Source organism: Halalkalibaculum sp. DA3122, from assembly GCF_043951865.1.
GTDB lineage: Bacteria > Bacteroidota > Rhodothermia > Balneolales > Balneolaceae > JAMQKA01.
Genome location: NZ_JBINJF010000015.1, coordinates 1 through 20,862, shown reverse-complemented (window position 1 = coordinate 20,862; position 20,862 = coordinate 1). Strand labels below are relative to the sequence as shown.

At 50.4% G+C, this 20,862-nt stretch carries 18 protein-coding genes; 15 read left to right on the top strand and 3 right to left on the bottom strand.

The features are described from left to right. Positions 1–126 precede the first annotated feature (126 nt). The 3 genes from ACG2F4_RS11175 to ACG2F4_RS11165 all read right to left on the bottom strand — a co-directional run bounded on the left by ACG2F4_RS11175 (position 127) and on the right by ACG2F4_RS11165 (position 3,464). Positions 127–1,101, bottom strand: a complete 975-nt coding sequence (locus ACG2F4_RS11175; RefSeq protein WP_395260748.1) for an electron transfer flavoprotein subunit alpha/FixB family protein — start codon at positions 1,099–1,101, stop codon at positions 127–129. A 116-nt stretch (positions 1,102–1,217) separates the two neighbouring features. Beyond that, a complete protein-coding gene (locus ACG2F4_RS11170; RefSeq protein ID WP_395260747.1) occupies positions 1,218–1,988 on the bottom strand; it encodes an electron transfer flavoprotein subunit beta/FixA family protein in 771 nt (256 codons plus the stop codon). Between the two features lie 549 nt (positions 1,989–2,537). Further along, on the bottom strand, positions 2,538–3,464 hold the full coding sequence (locus ACG2F4_RS11165; RefSeq protein ID WP_395260746.1) for a DUF4835 family protein: 927 nt from the start codon (positions 3,462–3,464) through the stop codon (positions 2,538–2,540). A gap of 67 nt (positions 3,465–3,531) precedes the next feature. Here ACG2F4_RS11165 and ACG2F4_RS11160 point away from each other — a divergent pair, with 67 nt between their 5' ends. The 15 genes from ACG2F4_RS11160 to ACG2F4_RS11090 all read left to right on the top strand — a co-directional run bounded on the left by ACG2F4_RS11160 (position 3,532) and on the right by ACG2F4_RS11090 (position 20,378). After that, on the top strand, positions 3,532–4,602 hold the full coding sequence (locus ACG2F4_RS11160; RefSeq protein WP_395260745.1) for a family 43 glycosylhydrolase: 1,071 nt from the start codon (positions 3,532–3,534) through the stop codon (positions 4,600–4,602). Positions 4,603–4,914: 312 nt separating this feature from the next. Further along, entirely contained in the window at positions 4,915–5,754 is an 840-nt protein-coding gene (locus tag ACG2F4_RS11155) for a hypothetical protein (protein ID WP_395260744.1), read from the top strand. A gap of 22 nt (positions 5,755–5,776) precedes the next feature. Further along, positions 5,777–7,825 carry a ComEA family DNA-binding protein gene (locus tag ACG2F4_RS11150; protein WP_395260743.1) on the top strand — a complete coding sequence of 683 codons (2,049 nt, stop codon included), beginning with the start codon at positions 5,777–5,779 and terminating at the stop codon, positions 7,823–7,825. 82 nt (positions 7,826–7,907) lie between these two features. After that, positions 7,908–9,677 (top strand): SLC13 family permease, encoded by a 1,770-nt coding sequence (locus tag ACG2F4_RS11145; RefSeq protein WP_395260741.1) that lies wholly within the window; start codon positions 7,908–7,910, stop codon positions 9,675–9,677. A 247-nt stretch (positions 9,678–9,924) separates the two neighbouring features. Continuing rightward, the gene (gene cysQ, locus ACG2F4_RS11140) at positions 9,925–10,704 is read left to right on the top strand and encodes a 3'(2'),5'-bisphosphate nucleotidase CysQ (RefSeq protein ID WP_395260739.1); all 780 of its coding nucleotides are present in this window, start codon (positions 9,925–9,927) and stop codon (positions 10,702–10,704) included. Positions 10,705–10,729: 25 nt separating this feature from the next. After that, positions 10,730–11,254 (top strand): adenylyl-sulfate kinase, encoded by a 525-nt coding sequence (cysC, locus tag ACG2F4_RS11135; protein ID WP_395260737.1) that lies wholly within the window; start codon positions 10,730–10,732, stop codon positions 11,252–11,254. A gap of 180 nt (positions 11,255–11,434) precedes the next feature. Continuing rightward, on the top strand, positions 11,435–12,340 hold the full coding sequence (cysD, locus tag ACG2F4_RS11130) for a sulfate adenylyltransferase subunit CysD (RefSeq protein ID WP_395260735.1): 906 nt from the start codon (positions 11,435–11,437) through the stop codon (positions 12,338–12,340). A gap of 29 nt (positions 12,341–12,369) precedes the next feature. Continuing rightward, positions 12,370–12,732 carry a four helix bundle protein gene (locus ACG2F4_RS11125; protein WP_395260733.1) on the top strand — a complete coding sequence of 121 codons (363 nt, stop codon included), beginning with the start codon at positions 12,370–12,372 and terminating at the stop codon, positions 12,730–12,732. A 64-nt stretch (positions 12,733–12,796) separates the two neighbouring features. Continuing rightward, complete coding sequence (cysN, locus tag ACG2F4_RS11120) at positions 12,797–14,083, top strand: sulfate adenylyltransferase subunit CysN (protein WP_395260731.1); 1,287 nt, start codon at positions 12,797–12,799, stop codon at positions 14,081–14,083. Positions 14,084–14,366: 283 nt separating this feature from the next. Continuing rightward, positions 14,367–15,227, top strand: coding sequence for a glucose-1-phosphate thymidylyltransferase RfbA (gene rfbA / locus ACG2F4_RS11115; protein WP_395260730.1), 861 nt, complete (start codon positions 14,367–14,369; stop codon positions 15,225–15,227). 214 nt (positions 15,228–15,441) lie between these two features. Further along, positions 15,442–16,476 carry a Gfo/Idh/MocA family protein gene (locus ACG2F4_RS11110; RefSeq protein ID WP_395260728.1) on the top strand — a complete coding sequence of 345 codons (1,035 nt, stop codon included), beginning with the start codon at positions 15,442–15,444 and terminating at the stop codon, positions 16,474–16,476. Positions 16,477–16,615: 139 nt separating this feature from the next. Beyond that, positions 16,616–17,203, top strand: a complete 588-nt coding sequence (locus ACG2F4_RS11105) for an acyltransferase (RefSeq protein WP_395260726.1) — start codon at positions 16,616–16,618, stop codon at positions 17,201–17,203. 128 nt (positions 17,204–17,331) lie between these two features. Beyond that, the gene (locus ACG2F4_RS11100) at positions 17,332–17,745 is read left to right on the top strand and encodes a four helix bundle protein (protein ID WP_395260725.1); all 414 of its coding nucleotides are present in this window, start codon (positions 17,332–17,334) and stop codon (positions 17,743–17,745) included. A 69-nt stretch (positions 17,746–17,814) separates the two neighbouring features. Next, positions 17,815–18,927, top strand: a complete 1,113-nt coding sequence (locus ACG2F4_RS11095) for a DegT/DnrJ/EryC1/StrS family aminotransferase (protein ID WP_395260723.1) — start codon at positions 17,815–17,817, stop codon at positions 18,925–18,927. Between the two features lie 29 nt (positions 18,928–18,956). Then, positions 18,957–20,378 (top strand): capsule assembly Wzi family protein, encoded by a 1,422-nt coding sequence (locus tag ACG2F4_RS11090; protein ID WP_395260721.1) that lies wholly within the window; start codon positions 18,957–18,959, stop codon positions 20,376–20,378. The last annotated feature ends 484 nt before the right edge of the window (positions 20,379–20,862 follow it).

Below are 20,862 nucleotides of genomic sequence, written 5' to 3'. Positions count from 1 at the left end.
GTTAAACGTTGTAAGTTGCAGGTTAAACGTTGTAAGTTGAAGGTTGAATGTTGAAAGTTGAAGGTTGGATGTTGAACAACCCATAACCTTCAACTTTCAACCTGTAACCTGTAACCTGTAACCAAATTATTTTTTTATCTTCTTCAATTCTTCAATAAAAGGTGGCAATACTTTGTACAGATCGCCCACGATGCCATAGTCAGCGATATCGAAAATAGGGGCGTCGGTATCTTTGTTGATCGCCACAATCACTTTGCTGTTGGCCATGCCCGCCACATGCTGGATGGCACCAGAAATGCCGACGGCGATATAGAGCTGCGGCGACACTACTTTGCCCGTCTGACCAATCTGCAGGCTGGGATCCACAATACCGGCTTCCGTCAGCGCGCGGGAGGCCCCGACGGCGGCGTTGAGCACCTCGGCCAGCTCCGCGATCAATTTCTGTCCTTTTTCATCTTTCGCCCCCCGACCGGCAGCGACAATCGTCTCGGCCTCGGAGAGGTCGATTTTTTCACCGGAAGCTCCCAGCACTTCCCGCAGCGTGGCTTTGAGTTCACTTTCATCAAAGCTGAAGTCGACAGTTACGATCTCGGGGTCGGAAGGTGATTCCACGACGTCGTAAGATCCGGATCGGACCGACAGCACGATCTTTTCCGCTTTGGCCCGGGCGTCGGAAAGAATTTTGGCTGCCATTACGGGACGCGTAACCTCGACCCCACCCTCGATGAGCTCAAAGCCGGACACATCAGAAAGTACGGCGGCGTCCAAACGGGCAGCAAATGCTCCCAAAATATCCTTGACGCTTTCGGTGGAGGCAAACGCAACCAGGTAGGGATTGGCTTGCTTCACCACAGCGGTGAGCGCTTTGACCAGCGGCGTATTGATATGATCCTTAAAAATCGGATCTTCAATAAGATAAATTTTTTCAGGTCCATATTGCTTCACCTGCTCTACGTAGTCGGAAGCATCGGGATCGACAATGACAGCTTCAGCCCGATGACCGTGCTCTTCCGCAAGCTGCCTGCAGCGCGACAGCACTTCAAGGGAGGCACGCTTCACGTTTCCGTCACTGATTGAGATATATGTTAATAGGGAACTCATGCAACCACCTTCTGTTTATATGAAATTAACAATTCTCGAAATCCTGAATGCAAGACAAAGGACAAGCTCTCACCTCTAACGTCTCACATTTCACGTCTCACGTCTCACTTCTCACATCAAACCACATTAGCCTCTTCGTCAAGCAGTTTCGCCACTTTTCGTGCCAGTTCACCCGGATCCCCCTCAAATTTTTCGCCGGCCTTGCGCGCCGGTTTTTCGCGGAATCCCGTTACGTTCGTTTTGGGCGCGAGCCTGCTTTCATCAATATCAAGGGAGGAGAGTTCAATTGTTTCCACCGGTTTTTTCTTGGATTGCATGATCCCCTTCAGGCTGGGGATGCGCGGTTCGTTCATATCGTTGGAGCAGGTAACCAGGCAGGGCACGGGGAGGGCGATCATCTCCTGGCCCGCATCGCCCTGTCGTTTGACCAGCAGCTTTTCTTTCTCAATGGAAAGTCCCACGGCGTTGGTGGCGTAGGGCAAATCCAGCTTTGCGGCCAGCATGCTGCCGGTGAGGCCGGCATCAGTGTCCTGCGACTGTTTTCCGCAGGAGATCACATCATATTGTTTGCCCGCAAAAAAGGCGGCGAGGATTTCAGCGTAGGAGGCAGAATCAAACCGATCATCGCCGCTTGTTTTTATGTGGACCGCCTTGTCGGCGCCCATCGCCAGCGCCTTGCGGATCGCCTCGGTGGTTTTGTCCGGCCCGATGGATACAACCTCGACTTCCCCGCCGTGCTCCTCGCTGAGTACCAGGGCTTCTTCCACTGCAGAAGCATCGTATGCGTTGAGTACCATGCGGTCGCTGTCCTGGATAAGCTGTCCCTCTTTGATCTGGATCGGCGCGTTAACATCCGGCACCTGCTTAATACACACGTAAAATTTCATATCGGGTCTCTCATTTTAGATTGGATTTCTCATTTCGCCGACCTTGATGGCACAATATATAAAATGCAAACGTAAGATTTGGAGTCAGCCGAAAATCCGATGAACCAACTTCCAAACAGGAAAGCTTAAAAGAGGGCTTTGCAAAACCGATGGATTCCCGATTCCGGCCGTTCCGTGCATCCAACATCTCTGTTTACGGGAAATGAACTGCGGCTGCAAATTTGTGCAGGGATTGAGCATGTACAAAACCCGGGTTTTGCAAAATCCTCTGTAAGGAATTGTCGACTTGTCGGTCTATTTATTAGAGCCTGGTAACGAGCGGGTTAACATGGTGAAAAAAATTTGAATTTTTCGGAAATAAACCTCTGATAACACCATACAGAGGACTTTGTAAAACATTCGAATCTCCGTTTGGAGGAAGCTGTATTCCCGCTTTATGTGCCATATAAGGTCGGTGGTACAACCACCTCTCAACTAAGCATCAGGTTCTGCAAAGGCCTCATACACTAAGAATCCATTTGAACTGTGATGCATACCGAAGGTAACATTCTACTGCAGCTTGCTGTATTCCGAGAGGTGGCTTTGATCCATTTCCGACAGCAGATTGTAGGCTTCCAGCCGAACTTCGGCCCCGGCATCCTCGAAGATGGAGACGATTTCGCGGTATTTGGCATCAAAAAAGATATCAAACAGGAAGTCGTTGGTTGCGCTTCGCTGGGTATCACGGATCATCTGCAGAGCTTCGAGCACGCGCTGCCGGGCCTCTTCGGTATTGGATATAAACTGGTCGAGTCCCTGCCGGTGATAAATATAAAGCGCTTCGCGAAAAGTATGGTAGGTGGGGTTCAGGAGGTCGGAGATGAGTTGGGCACGCCCCCGGCGCGAACTGCTGCCTCTGGACCATCCCGGGGCCGAGGTGGTCTGGGCCAGGGAAAGGATATTTTGTGCTTCCGAAAAGTAGGGGGTACCCCCGGTTTCGGAAAAACTGTCAAAGTCGTATCCCAGGATGACATAGGCGTAGAAGTCCAAAAGGGTGGTAACAGCATCAAACTGGAGTTCATCATGTACAAGCGAGCGGTTTGGAGTGTACTGGAACGCCCAGCTCTCGTCATTTAACAGGAATATGGTAGTCTGCTGCAGGGTGTTATAGATCGGCCGCTGGGCGCGTACCACCACATTCGCCTGGAAATTGTAATTGTCATCAACACTTAACAGGATGATCTGGAGATCGGCATCAATACGTTCATGATCAAGAAAACTGGCGTCAATCCAGTCGTGTTCATTGAAGTAGGTTTCAATTTCGCCGGGCAGGTTGTCGAGATAGGCGAGCGAGGAGCTGCTGACCTGGCTTCTGTCAACGGTTACCTCCATGTTGAATTCCTGGGCTGCGACCGGGATGCTGCAGAGCCAAAGCAACATCATTGTGATGATGGCACCACTGACAGGAAATTTGCCCGGAAAGTCAGAAAATTTCATTATGATTGGCTAGTTTTTACAAAAATTTGTGATCAGGACGTAACATAAATAGAATGAGGTATCACCTATGGTTCAGTTACTAAAGATGTCACTGTTTACACTGCTGCTACTGCTTTTGTCCGGGATTGACGATCGACAACAACTGTTAGCGCAAAGTAATTCTGTCTCAGCAGATTCGCAACGCTATACTACACCTCTTATTCTGCATCGCGCCGATCCGTGGATATATCGCCACACGGACGGATACTACTATTTTACTGCGACGGTACCGGAGTACGATCGTTTGGAAGTGCGGCGTGCCCGTACGATTGAAGGATTAGCCGAAGCCGAGCCCAGGGTGATCTGGAGGAAGCACGAATCTGGTCCGATGGGATCTCATATCTGGGCTCCCGAGCTGCACTACATTGATGGGAAGTGGTACATCTATTTCGCCGCTGGCGGGGCCGAGGATGTCTGGGCGATCCGCATGTATGTGCTGGAAAACAGCTCAGCCAATCCATTGACTGGAGAGTGGGTGGAAAAAGGGCAGACCAAAACCCGGTGGGAAACCTTTTCCCTTGATGCCACAACGTTTGAGCACCGGGGTACCCGGTATATGGTCTGGGCCCAGCATCCCCCTGGATATGATGGGAATACCGCCCTCTATATTGCCGAAATGGATACGCCGTGGAGTATTGTTCAGCCCCAGGTGGAGCTCACCCGACCTGAATATGAATGGGAAAAACAGCTGTTTAAAGTGAACGAGGGAGCGGCGGTTATCAAGAGAAACGGGAAGATATTCATGACCTACTCTGCCAGTGGTACCGATCACAATTACGCCGTGGGATTGCTGACGGTGGATGTCGATGCCGATCTGCTCGATCCTGAATCCTGGCACAAATCGCCGACGCCCGTGTTCAAAAGTTCGGTCGATAACGGTATCTACGGGCCGGGGCACAACAGTTTTACGACGACTCCGGGTGGGGCGGTTGACCTGCTTGTGTACCATGCCCGGAGCTATAAGGAGATCGAGGGAGATCCCCTGGATGATCCCAACCGCCACACGCGGGTACAGGTACTGCGGTGGAACGAGGATGGTACGCCCGACTTCGGAATTCCCGTTCCCGATAACGCCCCAACCAGTCCGGAGAAAAGGTAGGAGCATTCCAAAAGAGGTTGTCGTACCAGATCGATGAATCGATCTCCATTATTCGCAATTAAAGAGCGCGTTGAAAAGTGATTTGGGCTTGCGGACTTGGTTTTAGAGGGAAATTTACCAGCCGGGAAATGCGATATCCTCCCTTTTTGGGAGAGATTGGCGATAATCGAGACTGAAAAAAATTTCTCAAAACGACGTTACAAGAGAGGGTTTTCAACAAGAGGAGTGTCGAAACCAGAAATTATGGTCAAAATCAACACTTTCTCTATAAATAAACAGTTGGCGATAAAACGACTAATTCAAGGGGATACAATGGTACAACATACTCTATTCACCAAGTATGATTATATCAAGACACTGCTGGTAACCGTGCTGGTTACACTGTCTGCCGGAACGGACTTTGCAAAAGCCCAAAACGTGTTGGGTGCCCGATCGGTGGGCATGGGACAAGCCGTCACCGCCCTTGCCAATTCTGGATGGGGCTTGTTCTCAAATCCCGCTGTAATCAGTGCCAGGCAGAGTACGGTGTCATTTTTCGGGATTCGCTATTACGGCCTGTCCGAAATTACGGATATGGCGGCGGTGGGCACTTTTCCCGCAAAATGGGGCGTTATCGGCGTTGGGGCGCATCGCTATGGTTTTGAACTGTTCAGTGAGAGCCGGATTCGCATCGCTTACAAGCACTCATTCCAGGGATTCCATTATGGGGCGGTACTGAATTACAATCACATCGCCCAGGGGGGAGGTTATGGATCAGCCGGCGCCGTGGGGCTGGACCTGGGAATTGCAGCCCCTCTTTTTGATGGTGGCTGGATCGGGGCACGGGCCACGAACATAAATCATCCGCGCTACGGGAATACAGAGGAACCGCTGCCTCGTGAACTTGCCATCGGACTGTCGTACCGGTTGTCTGGTATCGCTCTTTTTACCTCGGATGTAGTCAAGGATGTGAGGTTCCCGCTTGCATATCGTGGAGGGGTGGAAGTGAAGATTTTTGAGCGTTTTGCAGGTCGGGTCGGCGTCACTACGCTGCCGGCAACGTTTGCCGCCGGATTCGGGTACTCGTTCGGGATCTGGGAAATAAATGTTGTGGCACAACATCATGCTGAACTGGGGATCAGTCCCGGCCTGGACCTTTCGCTCAATCTATAATTCACAAGAGACCGATTGCACGATGCTTAAGAAGCTATTGATTGCCGTTGCAGTTATATCCGCCGGAACCAGCAGCTTTGCACAACAGCCCGATACCACGGATTCGAAGGTGCGTGACGACCTGGAACGGGCACTCGAGAACATCGATCCGGAAGACACCGATATGAATGCTGAGCAGCTAACCCGGTTCCTGCAAAACCTGGCGGCCAATCCCATAGACATTAATACCGCCGGTATCGACGATCTCCTGCAGGTGCCGGGACTCAACCTGAGGCTGGCCCGGGCCGTCCTTGACTATCGCAATGATGTGAAGCCGTTTGAATCGGTCGATGAACTGAGGGAAGTGCCCGGCATCGGTCGGGTTACCCTGGACCGCGTCCGCCCGTACGTGACGATCGAAACCGGTCCCGGGCTGCGGGCCCTCTACACCGATCCGCGCTACTGGACCAGCGACAGCGAGGTTGAGTTTTTCTCCCGGTTCCAGCGGTCCCTGCAAGAGCAGGAGGGTTACCGGCGGCCGGATTCCACGGGCTTCCAGGGAAGTCCCGTCAAATATTATCATCGGCTGCAGTATAGCAGCAACCATATTTCCGCAAACCTCACGCAGGAAAAAGACGCCGGAGAGCCGCTCAAGGGTCTCTCGGGGTTTGATTATACATCCTGGCACCTGGCGCTGACCGACAACGGGAAGCTCCAGCAAATGGTGATCGGGGATTACAGCCTTTCGTTCGGGCAGGGACTGGTATTGTGGAACGGCGGAGCGTTTGGTAAAGGACGGGAGGTTATCGGCACGGTCGCTAAAAAGGAACGGGGAATTCATCCCTATACTTCGTCTATGGAAGCCAACTTTTTCCGGGGAATTGCAGCTACCTACGGCGGTCAATTCCGGGTTAACGGGTTCTACTCTGCCCAGCGACGTTCGGCTTCGGTGATAAATGAAGATACAACCCGTTTCCCCTCCGATGACGGCATGCATCGCACGCGTACCGAAATCGCCAAAAAAGGAAGTCTCAAGCAGAATATGGCCGGGGGGCGGGTACGACTTGCGCTCCCTTTCGGAATCATCGGAGCTACCGGATACCATACTTCGTTCAACAAGCATATCGATTCCGGTTCGGCAGTATACAATGCGTTTGACTTCCGCGGCAGGCAAACGTCGGCACTGGGGGTTGACTATAAATTGCTGTTGGGATCCACGCTCATCTTCGGGGAAGGAGCGCGAACGAAAAACAGTGGAATGGGGCTGATTGCCGGGATAGAAACCCCGATACGCAATAACACCGGCCTTGTTATCGCTTACCGAAACTATCAAAAAAATTTTCAATCTGTCTATGGGGCGGGATTCGGCGAGCAGTCCGGGGAGCCGCAGAATGAGGAGGGGATCTATATCGGGCTGAGTCACGAGTTAAGCTCAAAAATACTGGTAAGCGCTTATTTCGATCAGTACCGGTTCCCGGGTCCCCGGTTTGGAACCCACCAGCCGACGCAGGGCGTGGACTGGCTGGGGCTCGTTGAAGTCCAGTTGCACGACGACCTGCAGCTGTACCTGCAGGGGCGGGGGGAATATGAAGAGGATGAGTATGAAGTCCAGGGTCCGTATGGACGTTCTCTCCGAAAACTGGATCGTAGCCGTCGATCAAGTTTCAGGCTGCATGCCGAATATCGGGTGAACCCGAGGGTTCGCTTGCGGATGCGGGGAGAATGGGTGCGGTCGAAGCCGCCCGGCGCGCCGGCGGAGCAGGGATACCTGGTGTATCAGGACCTGCGCTACCAGCCCAATTCACGGTGGACGTTCGACGCCCGCGTCTCTGTATTTGAGACCGACAGCTACAACAGCCGGGTATACCAGTTTGAAAACGATCTGCTGTACCTGTTTTCGAATACGATGCTGTACGACCAGGGACAGCGGCTCTACCTGCTGGCAAACTATGAACCGTATGAGTTCATGGAGATATGGGCCAAGTTTGGAATCACGGTGTTCGAAAACCGGCAGGTTCTGGGCAGTGGATTAAGTGAAATACGCGGGAATACACGCAGTAACCTGGGCGTACAGGTCCGGTTCGTTTTTTAGCGGGTTCTTGATTGGACTGTCAAATTTTGTTACCTACATTTGTGAAATTAGTTGACTTGCCGACCAATAATGAACCCAAACTATGATAATAGCAGGTTGGAGTGTAATATTTGTAATATTGCTGTGTCTGGTATTGCTGATATCGACCAGATATTCGCCGGATATCATCTTTTTGGGCGGGCTTACCCTGCTGATTGTCGGAAATGCTATTACTCCTGAACAGGCCCTGGTTGGGTTTTCTAATCAGGGAATGCTTACGGTAGCGGCTCTTTACGTGGTGGCTGCGGGACTCAAGGAAACCGGGGCAATCCACCTGATCGTAAACAAGATTATCGGGCACTCGAAAAGTATCAGGAGGGCGCAGGTACGTGTCATGGGACCCGTAATGGTAGTGAGTGCCTTTCTGAATAATACGCCGGTTGTAGCTTCCTTTATCCCGGCGATGGAGGACTGGGCCCGAAAAAACCGGATTCCGGCCTCCAAGATCTTGATTCCGCTCAGCTATGCCGCCATTCTGGGAGGTACCTGCACGCTGATCGGAACCAGTACCAACCTGATTGTGAACGGGTTGCTTATCAATGAGAGTGCGACCAGTTCACTCGGTATTTTCGAGCCCGGCTTAATTGGTTTGCCATGTGCCATCGTCGGATTTGCATACCTGGCCCTGTTCGCCAAGCGGTTGCTCCCCACACGCGGTTCCGGGTTCGATACATTCAAGGATCCGAGGGAATACACCATCGAGATGATTGTTGACGAAGGCAGCCAGCTTTCCGGGAAAACAATTGAAGAAGCCGGACTGCGCCACCTGCCGGGGTTATACCTGGTGGAGATCTACCGGCATGAACAGATTATTGCCGCCGTTGAACCGGAAGAGCGACTGCGTGAAAACGACCGTCTCATTTTTACGGGAATCGTCAGCTCAATTGTGGACCTGCAGCAGGTCAAGGGGATAAGTCCGGCTACCGACCAGGTTTTTAAACTGGATGCACCCCGAAGAGAACGGCTGCTGATCGAGGCGGTGGTCTCCCAGTCTCACCCGATGAATGGAAAGACGATCAAGGAGGGAGGGTTCCGCAACCGCTATGATGCGGTCGTGCTGGCCGTCTCGCGTAACGGGGAGAGGGTAAAGGAGAAAGTCGGCGATATAAGGCTGAAGACGGGCGATACCCTGCTGCTCGAGGCGCCGCCCAGTTTTGTTGAGCGATTCAAAAACTCCACCGACTATTTCCTGGTGAGCGGCATCGCTGACTCTTCTCCCCCCAATTACGAACGATCGGCATATGCCTGGACGATTTTGGGTGGAATGGTGCTGTCGGTAGCCCTGGGATTTTTATCGATGTTCCAGGGATCATTTTTGGCGGCGGGACTCATGATCCTGACCGGCTGCTGCAAGACGGGTACCGCAAAAGAAAGCATAGACTGGACGGTGCTGCTGGTGATTGCCGCTACCCTGGGCCTGGGTAATGCACTGCAGGTGACGGGTGCGGCCGGCGAGCTCGCATCAAGCCTGTTTCAGTATGCGGATGCCAACCCGTACCTGGCGTTGGCGGCGACCTATCTTGCTACATGGGTTTTGACCGAGCTGGTCACCAATAATGCAGCCGCAGTTCTTATATTCCCCATCGCCATCTCCATGGCCGCCTCGCTGGAGGTCAGCTACATGCCGTTTGTGATGGTAATCATCATGGCTGCATCGGCCAGTTTTTCCACTCCCATAGGGTATCAAACCAATTTGATGGTCTATGGCCCCGGAGGGTACAAGTTTACCGACTTTACCAGGATTGGACTCCCGTTAAACCTCATTATCGCCACGATCACGGTGCTGCTGGTACCCATTATCTGGCCATTATAGGGATTCCAGGAAATGAAGCCCAATAATAACCAATACTGCCCTAATAATTACTTCACTGGTTAACCAGTAACTACACTAGCTTCTCTTTGAGGATCTCCTACTTAAAAATGGGATTAAAAAAATCTTTTCGTAGTTTTGCCCCTGTCTTTTAAAGGCCGCCGGGCATGGAAAAGGGTGTCACAGGCAGTTATAAAACAGTGAAGTTCACGTTAAATATATTGAATGGAAAAACCGGAATATGTTGAACATGTTTGAAAAAGTGATAGAGACCGCCCGCAAGGCGGGAGAGGCCACTCTGGAATATTATAACCAGGAAATAGAAGTGGAAACAAAAGAGGACGACTCCCCGCTCACCAAGGCGGATTTGGCCGCCCACAAGATTATTACAGAGGCACTGGAGACGATCGACCCTGAGACGCCGGTCATATCCGAGGAGGGGGGGCTTCCATCCTATGAGGAGAGAAAGCACTGGGAAAAATTCTGGATCGTGGATCCGCTTGACGGTACGAAAGAGTTTATCAAAAAAAATGGAGAATTTACCATTAACATCGCGCTTGTAGAGCAGGGAGAACCCGTTTTTGGTGTCGTTTACGTTCCGGCCCGACAGGTTACGTATTATGGCAGCAAGCAGGACGGTTCGTTCAGGCAGGACGGAGCCGGGGATCCGGTACGCATTTATTCTGAACAAGCCGACAAGTTGACCCCGCTGAAGGTGGTTTGCAGCCGCTCGCACGGGTCTTCGGACCTGGAAGATCAACTGAAGAAGCAGGGAATTACCGTTGAGGAAACGATGCCGGCGGGCAGTTCAATCAAATTTTGCCTGGTAGCGGAAGGCAAAGCGGATATTTACCCGCGTATGGGTCCGACCATGGAATGGGATGTGGCTGCAGGCGATTGCGTGTACCGGAATTCAGCTAAAAATGGCCAGCATCCCTCCCCGCTTACTTATAACAAGCCCGACCTGAAGAACGGCAGTTTTGTAATAGGGCTTAACGATGATAGCATGAACAAAAATCGTAACAGTTAGAATCTAAAATTTTTCACTTACTACTATGAGCGAAACGAATTTAAAACCCACCGTCCTTTGGTTTACCGGTCTTTCCGGGTCCGGCAAAAGCACTATTTCGGAAAAAGTATACGCGACCCTCAAGGATCGGGGTTATAAAGTTGAACATCTTGACGGGGATGCTGTTCGGGAGGTCTTTCCCACCACCGGCTTCTCGAAAGAGGAGCGAGACAGCCACGTCAAGAAAGTCGGCTTTGTGGCAAGTCTGCTGCAAAAGCACGGCGTTTTTGTCGTTGCCTCATTTATCTCTCCCTACCAGGACGCCAGGGATTTTGTTCGGGATATGTGCGAGGATTTCACCGAGGTTTATATCTCCACCCCGCTGGAAGAGTGTGAACGCCGCGATGTGAAAGGCCTTTACGAAAAAGCCCGAAAAGGGGAGATCGATAACTTCACCGGGATCAGCGATCCCTATGAGGAACCTGAGAACCCGCAACTGAGTATCGATACCACCGATATCTCTGTTGATGAGGCCGTACAGCAGGTTTTCAGGTACCTGGAATCTCGATAGACCGGTGTTCTCTAAAAAATCCCCCTTAACCCTAGCTGGCGTTAGTGTAGGTATGCATCTACAATATTCGTAATGAATCGCTGCTGAAAGAAACGTGAAGATATTATGGTTAGTCATTGTTCCCATTAATCTTTAACTTTGGCAGCTTTAGACCAAGTTCAATCGTTTATTAATAAAGTCATGAAGTCGTATAAATTAAGTCATATAAGGCAGCTCGAATCCGAATCGATTTTCGTGTTTCGCGAAGTGGCGGCCCAGTTTGAAAACCCGGTGCTGATGTTTTCCGGTGGAAAAGACAGTATCACGATGGCCCGCCTCGCACAAAAGGCGTTTTGGCCGGGCAAGATACCGTTTCCATTTCTGCATGTTGACACCGGCCACAACTTCCCGGAGACGATCGAATTTCGGGATCAGCTTATGGATGAGCTGGGTGTGGAGCTGATTGTCGCCCACGTGCAGGATATGATTGACGCCGGCAAGGTCAAGGAGGAGAAGGGGCCCAACGCCAGCCGGAACAAGCTGCAGATTCCGACCCTGCTGAACGCATTGGAAGAGCACGGCTTTGACGCCGCTTTCGGGGGCGCCCGGCGGGATGAGGAGAAAGCCCGCGCAAAGGAGCGCTTTTTCTCGCACCGCGATGAGTTTGGCCAGTGGGATCCCAAGAACCAGCGGCCGGAGCTGTGGAACCTCTTCAACGCGCGGAAAAATTTGGGCGAACACTTCCGGATTTTCCCGCTCAGCAACTGGACGGAGATGGATGTCTGGCAGTATATCGCGGCTGAGGGTATCGATATTCCCTCCCTGTATAAAGCACACGAGCGGGAGGTCGTTGAACGCGAGGGTACCTACCTGGCAAAATCAGAATTTATTACGCTTACCGACGGCGAAGAATACGAGAAGAAAAAGATACGATTCCGAACCATTGGCGACATGACGTGTACCGGGGCCGTTCTTTCTGACGCCACCGATTTGGCGGAGATAATTGAAGAGGTCGCCTCGGCCCGCATCACCGAACGGGGCAACCGCACCGACGACAAGCGCTCTGAAGCAGCCATGGAGGAGCGGAAGAAGGAGGGGTATTTCTAGGGAAGTGTTAAGTGTTAAGGATTTTTGAAATGGCGTACCAGTCATTTGAAGATTTAGAGGTCTGGCAGCGTTCAACTCGATTGGCAGTAGATCTTATTAATTATTTGGGCAACTGTAAAGATTATGCATTTAAAAACCAAGTTCTGAGATCAGTTATATCCATACCCTCTAATATTGCAGAAGGTGCGGAACGTCAATCAAAGAAGGAATTCAGGTATTTTTTGAATATCGCAAAAGGTTCTGCAGCTGAATTGCGAACTCAAGTTTATATTGGTATGGAAACAAACTTGATCGAAAGAGAATTAGCTAAAAGGATAATTAATGAGTTAAAAGAACTATCATCTATGTTACAGGGATTGATAAAAAGCCTGGATAAAAAGCTTAACACTTAAAACTTTTCACTTTAAAACTTTATCAATTCTAAGATATCAATTTTTAAATTAAGAATCGTAATCGATGAGTAACAACGAAAAAACAGAAGCGCAGAAATATCTGGATATGGATCTGCTGCGGTTTACGACCGCGGGCAGTGTGGATGATGGAAAAAGTACGTTGATCGGTCGCCTGCTTTATGACAGCAAGCAGATTTTTGATGACCAGATGGCAGCTATTGAGGAATCCAGCCGCAAGAAGGGGGATGAGTATACCAACCTGGCGCTGCTGACCGACGGGCTTTCTGCCGAGCGGGAACAGGGTATCACCATTGATGTGGCGTATCGATATTTTTCGACGCCCAACAGGAAGTTTATAATTGCAGATACGCCCGGCCACGTGCAGTATACCCGGAATATGGTGACCGGGGCCTCCACGGCCAACCTTGCGATTATCCTGGTGGATGCCCGCAATGGTGTAATTGAGCAGACCTGCCGGCACTCGTTTATCGCTTCGCTGCTGCAGATCAAGCATATTATCTTGTGTGTCAACAAGATGGACCTGGTCGATTACAGTGAGGAGCAGTTTGAGAAGATTAAAAAACAGTTTTCGACCTTCTCATCCAAGCTGGATGTGCCCGATATTCACTACATTCCGATAAGTGCCCTGTACGGGGACAACGTGGTCGACAAAGGGGACGACAATATGCCGTGGTACAACGGCAGCACCCTGCTGCATACGCTGGAAAACGTGCAGGTAGACAGCGACTACAACCATGTAGACAGCCGTTTCCCGGTCCAGTGGGTAACGCGGCCGCAATCCAAAGAATATCCCGATTACCGCGGGTATGCCGGTCGGGTGGCCGGTGGCGTATTCAAGCCGGGCGACGAAATTATTGCGCTTCCGTCCGGGTTTACCTCAAAAATAAATACCGTGGAGACCTTCGAGAAGGAAGAGGAGGAGGTCTTTCAACCGATGTCCGTGACAATGACGCTGGAAGATGAGATCGACATCAGCCGCGGCGATATGATCGCCAAGCCCGACAACCAGCCCACCGTGGGGCAGGATATCGACCTGATGGTATGCTGGCTGAACAAGAAACCGCTGGAGCCGGGTGGCAAGTATGCGATCAAGCATACAACCCAGAATGCGCGGTGTATTGTCAAAGAGGTAAAGTACAAGGTCAACATCAACACACTGCACCGCGTGCAGGGGGACAAGGAGATCGGCCTGAACGACATCGGCCGCATTCATATCCGTACCACCCAGCCGCTTTTCTACGACAGCTACAAGCGCAACCGTGATACGGGAAGCCTTATCATTATCGACGAGTTTACCAATGAGACGGTCGGTGCGGGAATGATCATTTAATTAAGGACTTTGAAAACCCTCAATTCCTTGTTCTTAGGAAATTGTACTTACGTTTAAAAGGTCAACAAGGTCGGTGATACAACCACCTTCCAACAAACTGGGAGGCCCTGCAAAGATCCCTAATTAAAATCGAATTACGGATACGGGAAATTTAACAGACGCAAGATAAAATATTTTGAAGATAAAGCACCCATAATACAAACCTCCAACCTATAACCTATAACCTGTAACCTATAACCTGTAACCTATAACCTGTAACCTTCAACCTGTAACTCCCCCCCCAATGAAAGGCATCATCCTGGCCGGTGGTACCGGAACCCGTCTTCATCCGGTCACTAAGAGCGTTTCCAAGCAGCTGCTGCCGGTCTACGACAAACCGATGATCTATTACCCGTTATCGGTTCTTATGCTGGCGGGTATCCGTGATATCCTTGTCATAACCACACCGGTCGATCAATCGGCGTTTAAAAAACTGTTGGGCGATGGATCGGATTGGGGCATCGACCTGAAGTATGCCGTGCAGCCCAAACCTGAAGGGTTGGCACAAGCCTTCCTGATTGGTGAAGAGTTTATCGGTGACGATAATGTTGCCCTGATCCTTGGTGACAACATTTTCTATGGGCAGGGATTTACCGCACTGTTGCAGCAAGCCGCACTACGCGACGAAGGGGCCACGATATTTGGCTACCAGGTGGTAAACCCCAACCGGTTTGGGGTGGTGGAGTTTGATGAGGACCGGAACGCCATCTCCATCGAGGAAAAGCCGGAGCATCCCCGTTCGGATTACGCGGTTACGGGCCTCTATTTTTATGACAACACCGTGGTGGATATTGCCAGGACTATTACGCCTTCTGCCCGCGGCGAGCTTGAAATCACGGATGTGAACAAGACCTATCTCCAACAGAATAAGCTCAAAGTAGAGTTGCTGGGCCGCGGGTTTGCCTGGCTCGACACCGGCACGCCCGAATCGCTGCTCGAAGCCTCCCAGTTTGTCGAGATTATCGAACGCCGCCAGGGGCTGAAAATCGCCTGCCTCGAAGAGATCGCCTGGCGAAAGGGGTGGATAACGGGGGCGGAACTGAAAGCGATGGGAGAAAGCTACACCAACTCCTACGGGGCCTACCTGGAAGGATTGCTTGGGTGAGAAAGCGCGCTCCAGGAAAATACCCTGTAGATTTCAAAAAGCGATAAACATAGACTGAACTCCTTGTTGTGTAGGGGCTTATGGTGTTACAACATAAATATTTGTGAGGTAATACGGGTTGGATTTAATATTCAGCTGACATTCGGGTTTCGATTCAATTCTAATAGTTTTAATATCCACATCGGAAATTTCAGAAACTCCATATGTGTAATTAATGAGTAATAACCCCGTCACATTTGCAGTATGCGGATTTGGTCGAATTGGTAAACGGCACGCCAAAATCATTCATGAGCATGAAAGAGCCGAATTGACGGCTGTCATCGATCCCGACAGCACACAGCAGAAGTACCTCGGGAAGCTCGATATTGAGGCGGCTTACTATCCGAGCATGAAAGACTACTGGAATTTGCATCCCGCTGATAATCGCGCTGAAGTGATCAATATTTGTGTGCCCAACGGGCTGCATGCACCGCTGTCCATAGAAGCCCTGGAACGTGGTTGTCATGTCGTTATTGAGAAACCGATGGCTCTGAACCGGAGAGACTGTGAAGGAATTATTGAAGCCGCGCTGCAAAGCAGCAAGAAGGTGTTCGTTGTCAAGCAAAATCGATATAGTCCCCCTTCCAAATGGCTTAAACAAGTGGTTTCCGGAGGAGTACTGGGCGAGATCTACCTGGTAAAGATCAACTGCCTTTGGAACAGGGACAAACGCTATTATAAGGAGGGAGACTGGCACGGAACCCTGGATATGGATGGAGGCACCCTGTTCACCCAGTTTAGCCATTTTGTGGATATCATGTATTGGATATTTGGAGATATTACTGATATTTCAGCCCGGTTTGAAAATTTTAACCACGGTGGCATGATTGAGTTTGAGGATACAGGTATCGTTAATTTCAAATTTTTAACGGGGGGAGAGGGATCGATTCACTATACGACATCCTGCTGGGATAAGAACATGGAAAGCAGTATGATTGTAATAGGGAGTAACGGCTCATTAAAAATTGGCGGCCAGTATATGGATAAAATTGAATACTGCCATATTAAAGATTATGAAGTCCCGGAACTGTCCCCGACCAACCCGCCGAATGATTATGGCCCCTTTAAAGGAAGTGCGGCCAATCATCACTACGTCATAGAAAATGTTATAGACACACTATCCGGAAAAAGCCAGATAAAGACCAGTGCCCGCGAGGGGATGAAAGTAGTTGATATTATCGAGCGAATTTACAAGCAGCGAAAATGTTGAATGTTAAATGTTGAATGTTAAATGTTACAGGTTGAATGTTGAAGGTTGAAGGTTGAAGGTTTTTAGTACAATCACCAACCTGCAACCTGCAACCTGCAACCTGTAACCTTCAACTTTCAACCTGCAACAATAGACAAGTATGATCCACGAGGAAGCCTACATTCATGAATCCGCTTATGTTGATGAAGGGGCGGCGATCGGCAGCGGGACCAAGGTGTGGCATTTTTGTCATGTGATGGGAAACGCCAGTATTGGCAGTGAGTGCACGCTGGGACAAAACGTGTTTGTTGGGGACAATGTTAAAATTGGTGATCGGGTCAAAATTCAAAACAATGTATCGGTATATGAGGGTGTGATTTGTGAAGACGAGGTGTTTTTGGGTCCCTCGATGGTGTTTACCAACGTTATCAATCCCCGCAGCGGGGTAGATCGCAGTAACCAGTTTCTCGAGACGAGAGTGGGAAAAGGAGCGACCGTTGGCGCCAATGCGACAATCATTTGTGGCAACGAGATAGGGCGGTATGCATTCATCGGGGCCGGCGCGGTTGTGACCAGGGAGGTTCCCGACTACGCCCTTGTTTTGGGCAATCCCGCCCGGCAGGTGGGCTGGATGAGCCGGAACGGCCATCGACTGCAGTTTAATGAAAAAAACACAGCCATCTGTCCTGAAACCGGAGAAGAATATAGGTTAGCGGATGGGAGTGTAAGGCTGGAGGTTGAAGGTTGAATGTTACAGGTTGAATGTTGAAGGTTTTTAGTACAATCACCAATCACCAATCTGCAACCTGTAACCTGTAACCTGTAACCTGTAACATTCAACATTATTTAACATATTAATACTGAACGAATTGAGCCGTGGCATCTGTAGAAAAGTTTGAGGATCTGGATATTTGGAGGGAATCCCGAATTCTTGTCAACAAAATTTATGAATTGACGAGACAGGAAAAATTTGATAAAGATTTCGGTTTAAAAGATCAGATCCGTCGTTCATCAGTGTCGGTAATGAACAATATCAGCGAAGGATTTGAAAGCCGGACTGTAAAGCAATTTATTGATTATTTAGGTCGTTCAAAAGCTTCATGCGGGGAAACAAGATCCATTTTATATGTAGCCCTGGATTGTAAATACATAACAGACGAACAGTTCAAAGAATGCTACGAGCTCGCTACTAAAATATCACGGAAAACATATCGATTCATTCAATATCTTGAAAAATACAACTCCAATGACAGAGTCTCAGAAGCAGTGACAGCCTATCAAATTAATTAATCTGACAACTCAATCTCCAACCTTCAACCTTCAACCTTTAACCTTTAACCTTTAACCTTTAACCTTCCAATGCCCATCCCCCTTTTCGATCCAAAGCCCGACATCCAGGCCCACTGGGAAGAATATAACAACGCCATTAAGAACGTGATGAAGCATGGCCAGTTTATTTTAGGTCCGGAGGTCGAGGAGTTTGAACAGCAAGCGGCCGAATACCTGGGAGTAGAGCACGCCATCGGAGTAAATTCCGGTACCGACGCGCTGGTAATTGGATTACGGGCGGCAGGGGTGGGACCCGGAGACGAGGTGATTACGACCCCATTTTCCTTTTTTGCCACGGCCGAATCGATCAGCAATATCGGCGCCCGGCCCGTTTTCGTCGACATTGAACCTTCAACCTTCAACCTGCAACCCGCCAATATTGAACCTGCCATCACCGAAAACACGAAAGCCATACTGCCGGTGCACCTGTTCGGTCTGCCTGCCGGGATGGATGAAATCATGCAGATCGCAGAAAAGCACAATCTTAAGGTGATTGAAGATTGCGCCCAGTCGTTCGGAGCCACCTGCAACGGTCAGCAAACCGGATCCATTGGAGATGTTGGCGCCTTTTCTTTTTTTCCGACCAAAAATCTCGGAGGTTTTGGTGACGGCGGACTCATAACCACCGATGATGATGAAACAGCCGGGCTCTGCCGGAAGCTCCGGGCCCACGGCTCCACGAAAAAATACCACAACGAGATGCTGGGGTACAACTCCAGGCTGGACACTATACAGGCTGCGGTGCTGCTGGTTAAGCTCAAATACCTGGACAAAGCAAACAGCCTGCGCCAAAGCATTGCCCAACGATATACAGAAGCACTTGAAGATGTTAGCGGCATCAAGCCACCCGCCACCCGTCACCCGTCACCCGTCAACCCCGTCTTCCACCAGTACACCATTCGCGTGTTAAACGGTAAACGGGACCAGCTGCGTCAAAAGCTCTCTGAAAAAAAGATCAGCACGGGGGTCTACTACCCGGTGCCACAAGATCAACTGCCGGTTTACAGCAAACTCAATTATGAGCTGGAAGTATCAAAAAAGATGGCACAGCAGGTACTAAGCCTGCCGATATGGCCGGAAATGGAAACAGGAAAACAGGAGGATGTGGTAACTGCAATCAAGGAATTCATGGCTAAGTTCTAATCCATAACCCGGTTAATTCAGTTTTAAACATGCGATTTTTCTCAGTTTTTGCGATAGTATTCGGTATTTGCGTGACGACTCATGCCCAAGAGACCATCAATAAGGATGACTTCCGTATAGGGCTTCGTTCCTCTGTTTATACCGCGACCGAGGGCGAACTTCCGTTTTGGTTTTATTCCGGGATGGACGGGATGGTGGACCCGGGAAGTACCAACTTTTTAAATGAGATCAGCTTTGGTCACACCATCTTCCAAAATGATAAAAGTAGTTTCAATGCCGGTGGACATGCCCTGCTTCGCTGGTCAGGAGAAAGTGCCATTCTGTTTCCCCAGCTCTATCTGAGCGGCCGTGCTTTTGGCCTGAAACTGGATATCGGTCGCTTTCCACAGCCGATCGGGTTAAACAATCATGCGTTGTCAGTGGGATCCATGATGGTTAGCCGGAACGCAACACCACTGCCAAAGATCTCCATTTCGACCCCGGAATTCAGGAATGTGCCTTTTGCCGGGGGATACCTGCAGTACAAAGGCATGTTCAGCCACGGGTGGTTTGAAAAAGACCGGCATGTGGAGCGGCCGTATCTGCATCAAAAATATCTTTACCTGAGGGTGAATGTGGGGCCGCTGTCAGGGACGGGAGGTATTGTTCACAATGCGCAGTGGGGCGGTGTGGACCCGGACCGGGGTCAGCTGCCGCAGTCTTTTGGAGACTATATCCGTCTTGTTACCGGTCGGGGAGCCGATGAGGACAGTAACGCACCGGGAGGCGAGAAATCGAACGTAATAGGGAATTCGGTAGCAGCCTATGAGTTTGGGTTGCTGTACAGGCATGAGAGTTATCGATTGCATCTGACCCGGCTGTTTTACCTGGAGGATAAAGTTTCAACCCGGTTTCGGAGTCCCTGGGACGGGGTTTGGGGCATAAACCTGGAGTTCGAGGATCAAAACCGGTGGTTGAACGCACTCACCTACGAGCATGTCAACACCAAAAACCAGGATGCAAAATCGTGGGAGCTGATCGGCCGGCGCGACTATTATGACAACTTTGTATACGGCAGCGGGTGGACTTACGAGAATCGCACGCTGGGAATTCCGCTGATCCTTTTTGACGGCACCACTATCACCAATAACGTGCTGGTGGGGCATCACCTTGGGATGGGGGGCGCATTTTGGGACCGGCGACTGAGCTGGAGAAGCCTGTTGACCTGGTCACGCAACTACGGCGTGCAGGACGACTGGATAGAGCAGGGGGGCGATTCCATCCCAAATGACCACCCGGATATTACACCGAGAGACCAGTTTCGGCGCGAGCAGTACTCGCTGATGATGGAGTTCCGTTACGCGCTGGAGCGTGTGGAGAGTCTGGATATTCTTCTTAAGCTGGGTGCTGATGCGGGCGAACAGTACAGCGACAACCTGGGGCTGATGTTGGGGATAAGCTGGCAGAGATAATCCTGTAACTAGGATATTCTATGGAGGGTAGGGAGATTGAGAACCCACACCAGGAAAAGGTTGTTTTCCCAACAGAGGTGTTCTTTTTGTCTTGATACGAGGGACTCAACAATCAAGGCGGTGAATGGGGCACCCGCTGCAGCCTGTGCGGGCGTGGAGGGATAGAGAACAATGCTCCTTCTAAAACCCCCGGGGTTCCGAACAAGGCCTTGATCCCAAACCTGCGAGGTTTCCCTTCCAGGAAAGGCAATGGCCTTGAGGGGGGGGCGTCCCTTCCGGAGTACAAACCTCGCAGGTTTCGAGCCGAGCTGACCATCAGACAAGGTATACCGGCAGGACCTCCGCGCCCCATTCAAGGCCGGGAAGGGCAGGGTAGCAATTTTTAGCTAATGCTCCTGTACTCAAATAAACCGTCGTTGGTTTTATCTTTAATTAATTATTCATTCTTCATCCCCCTGCACCCCCTTCGAACATCATTTACCGC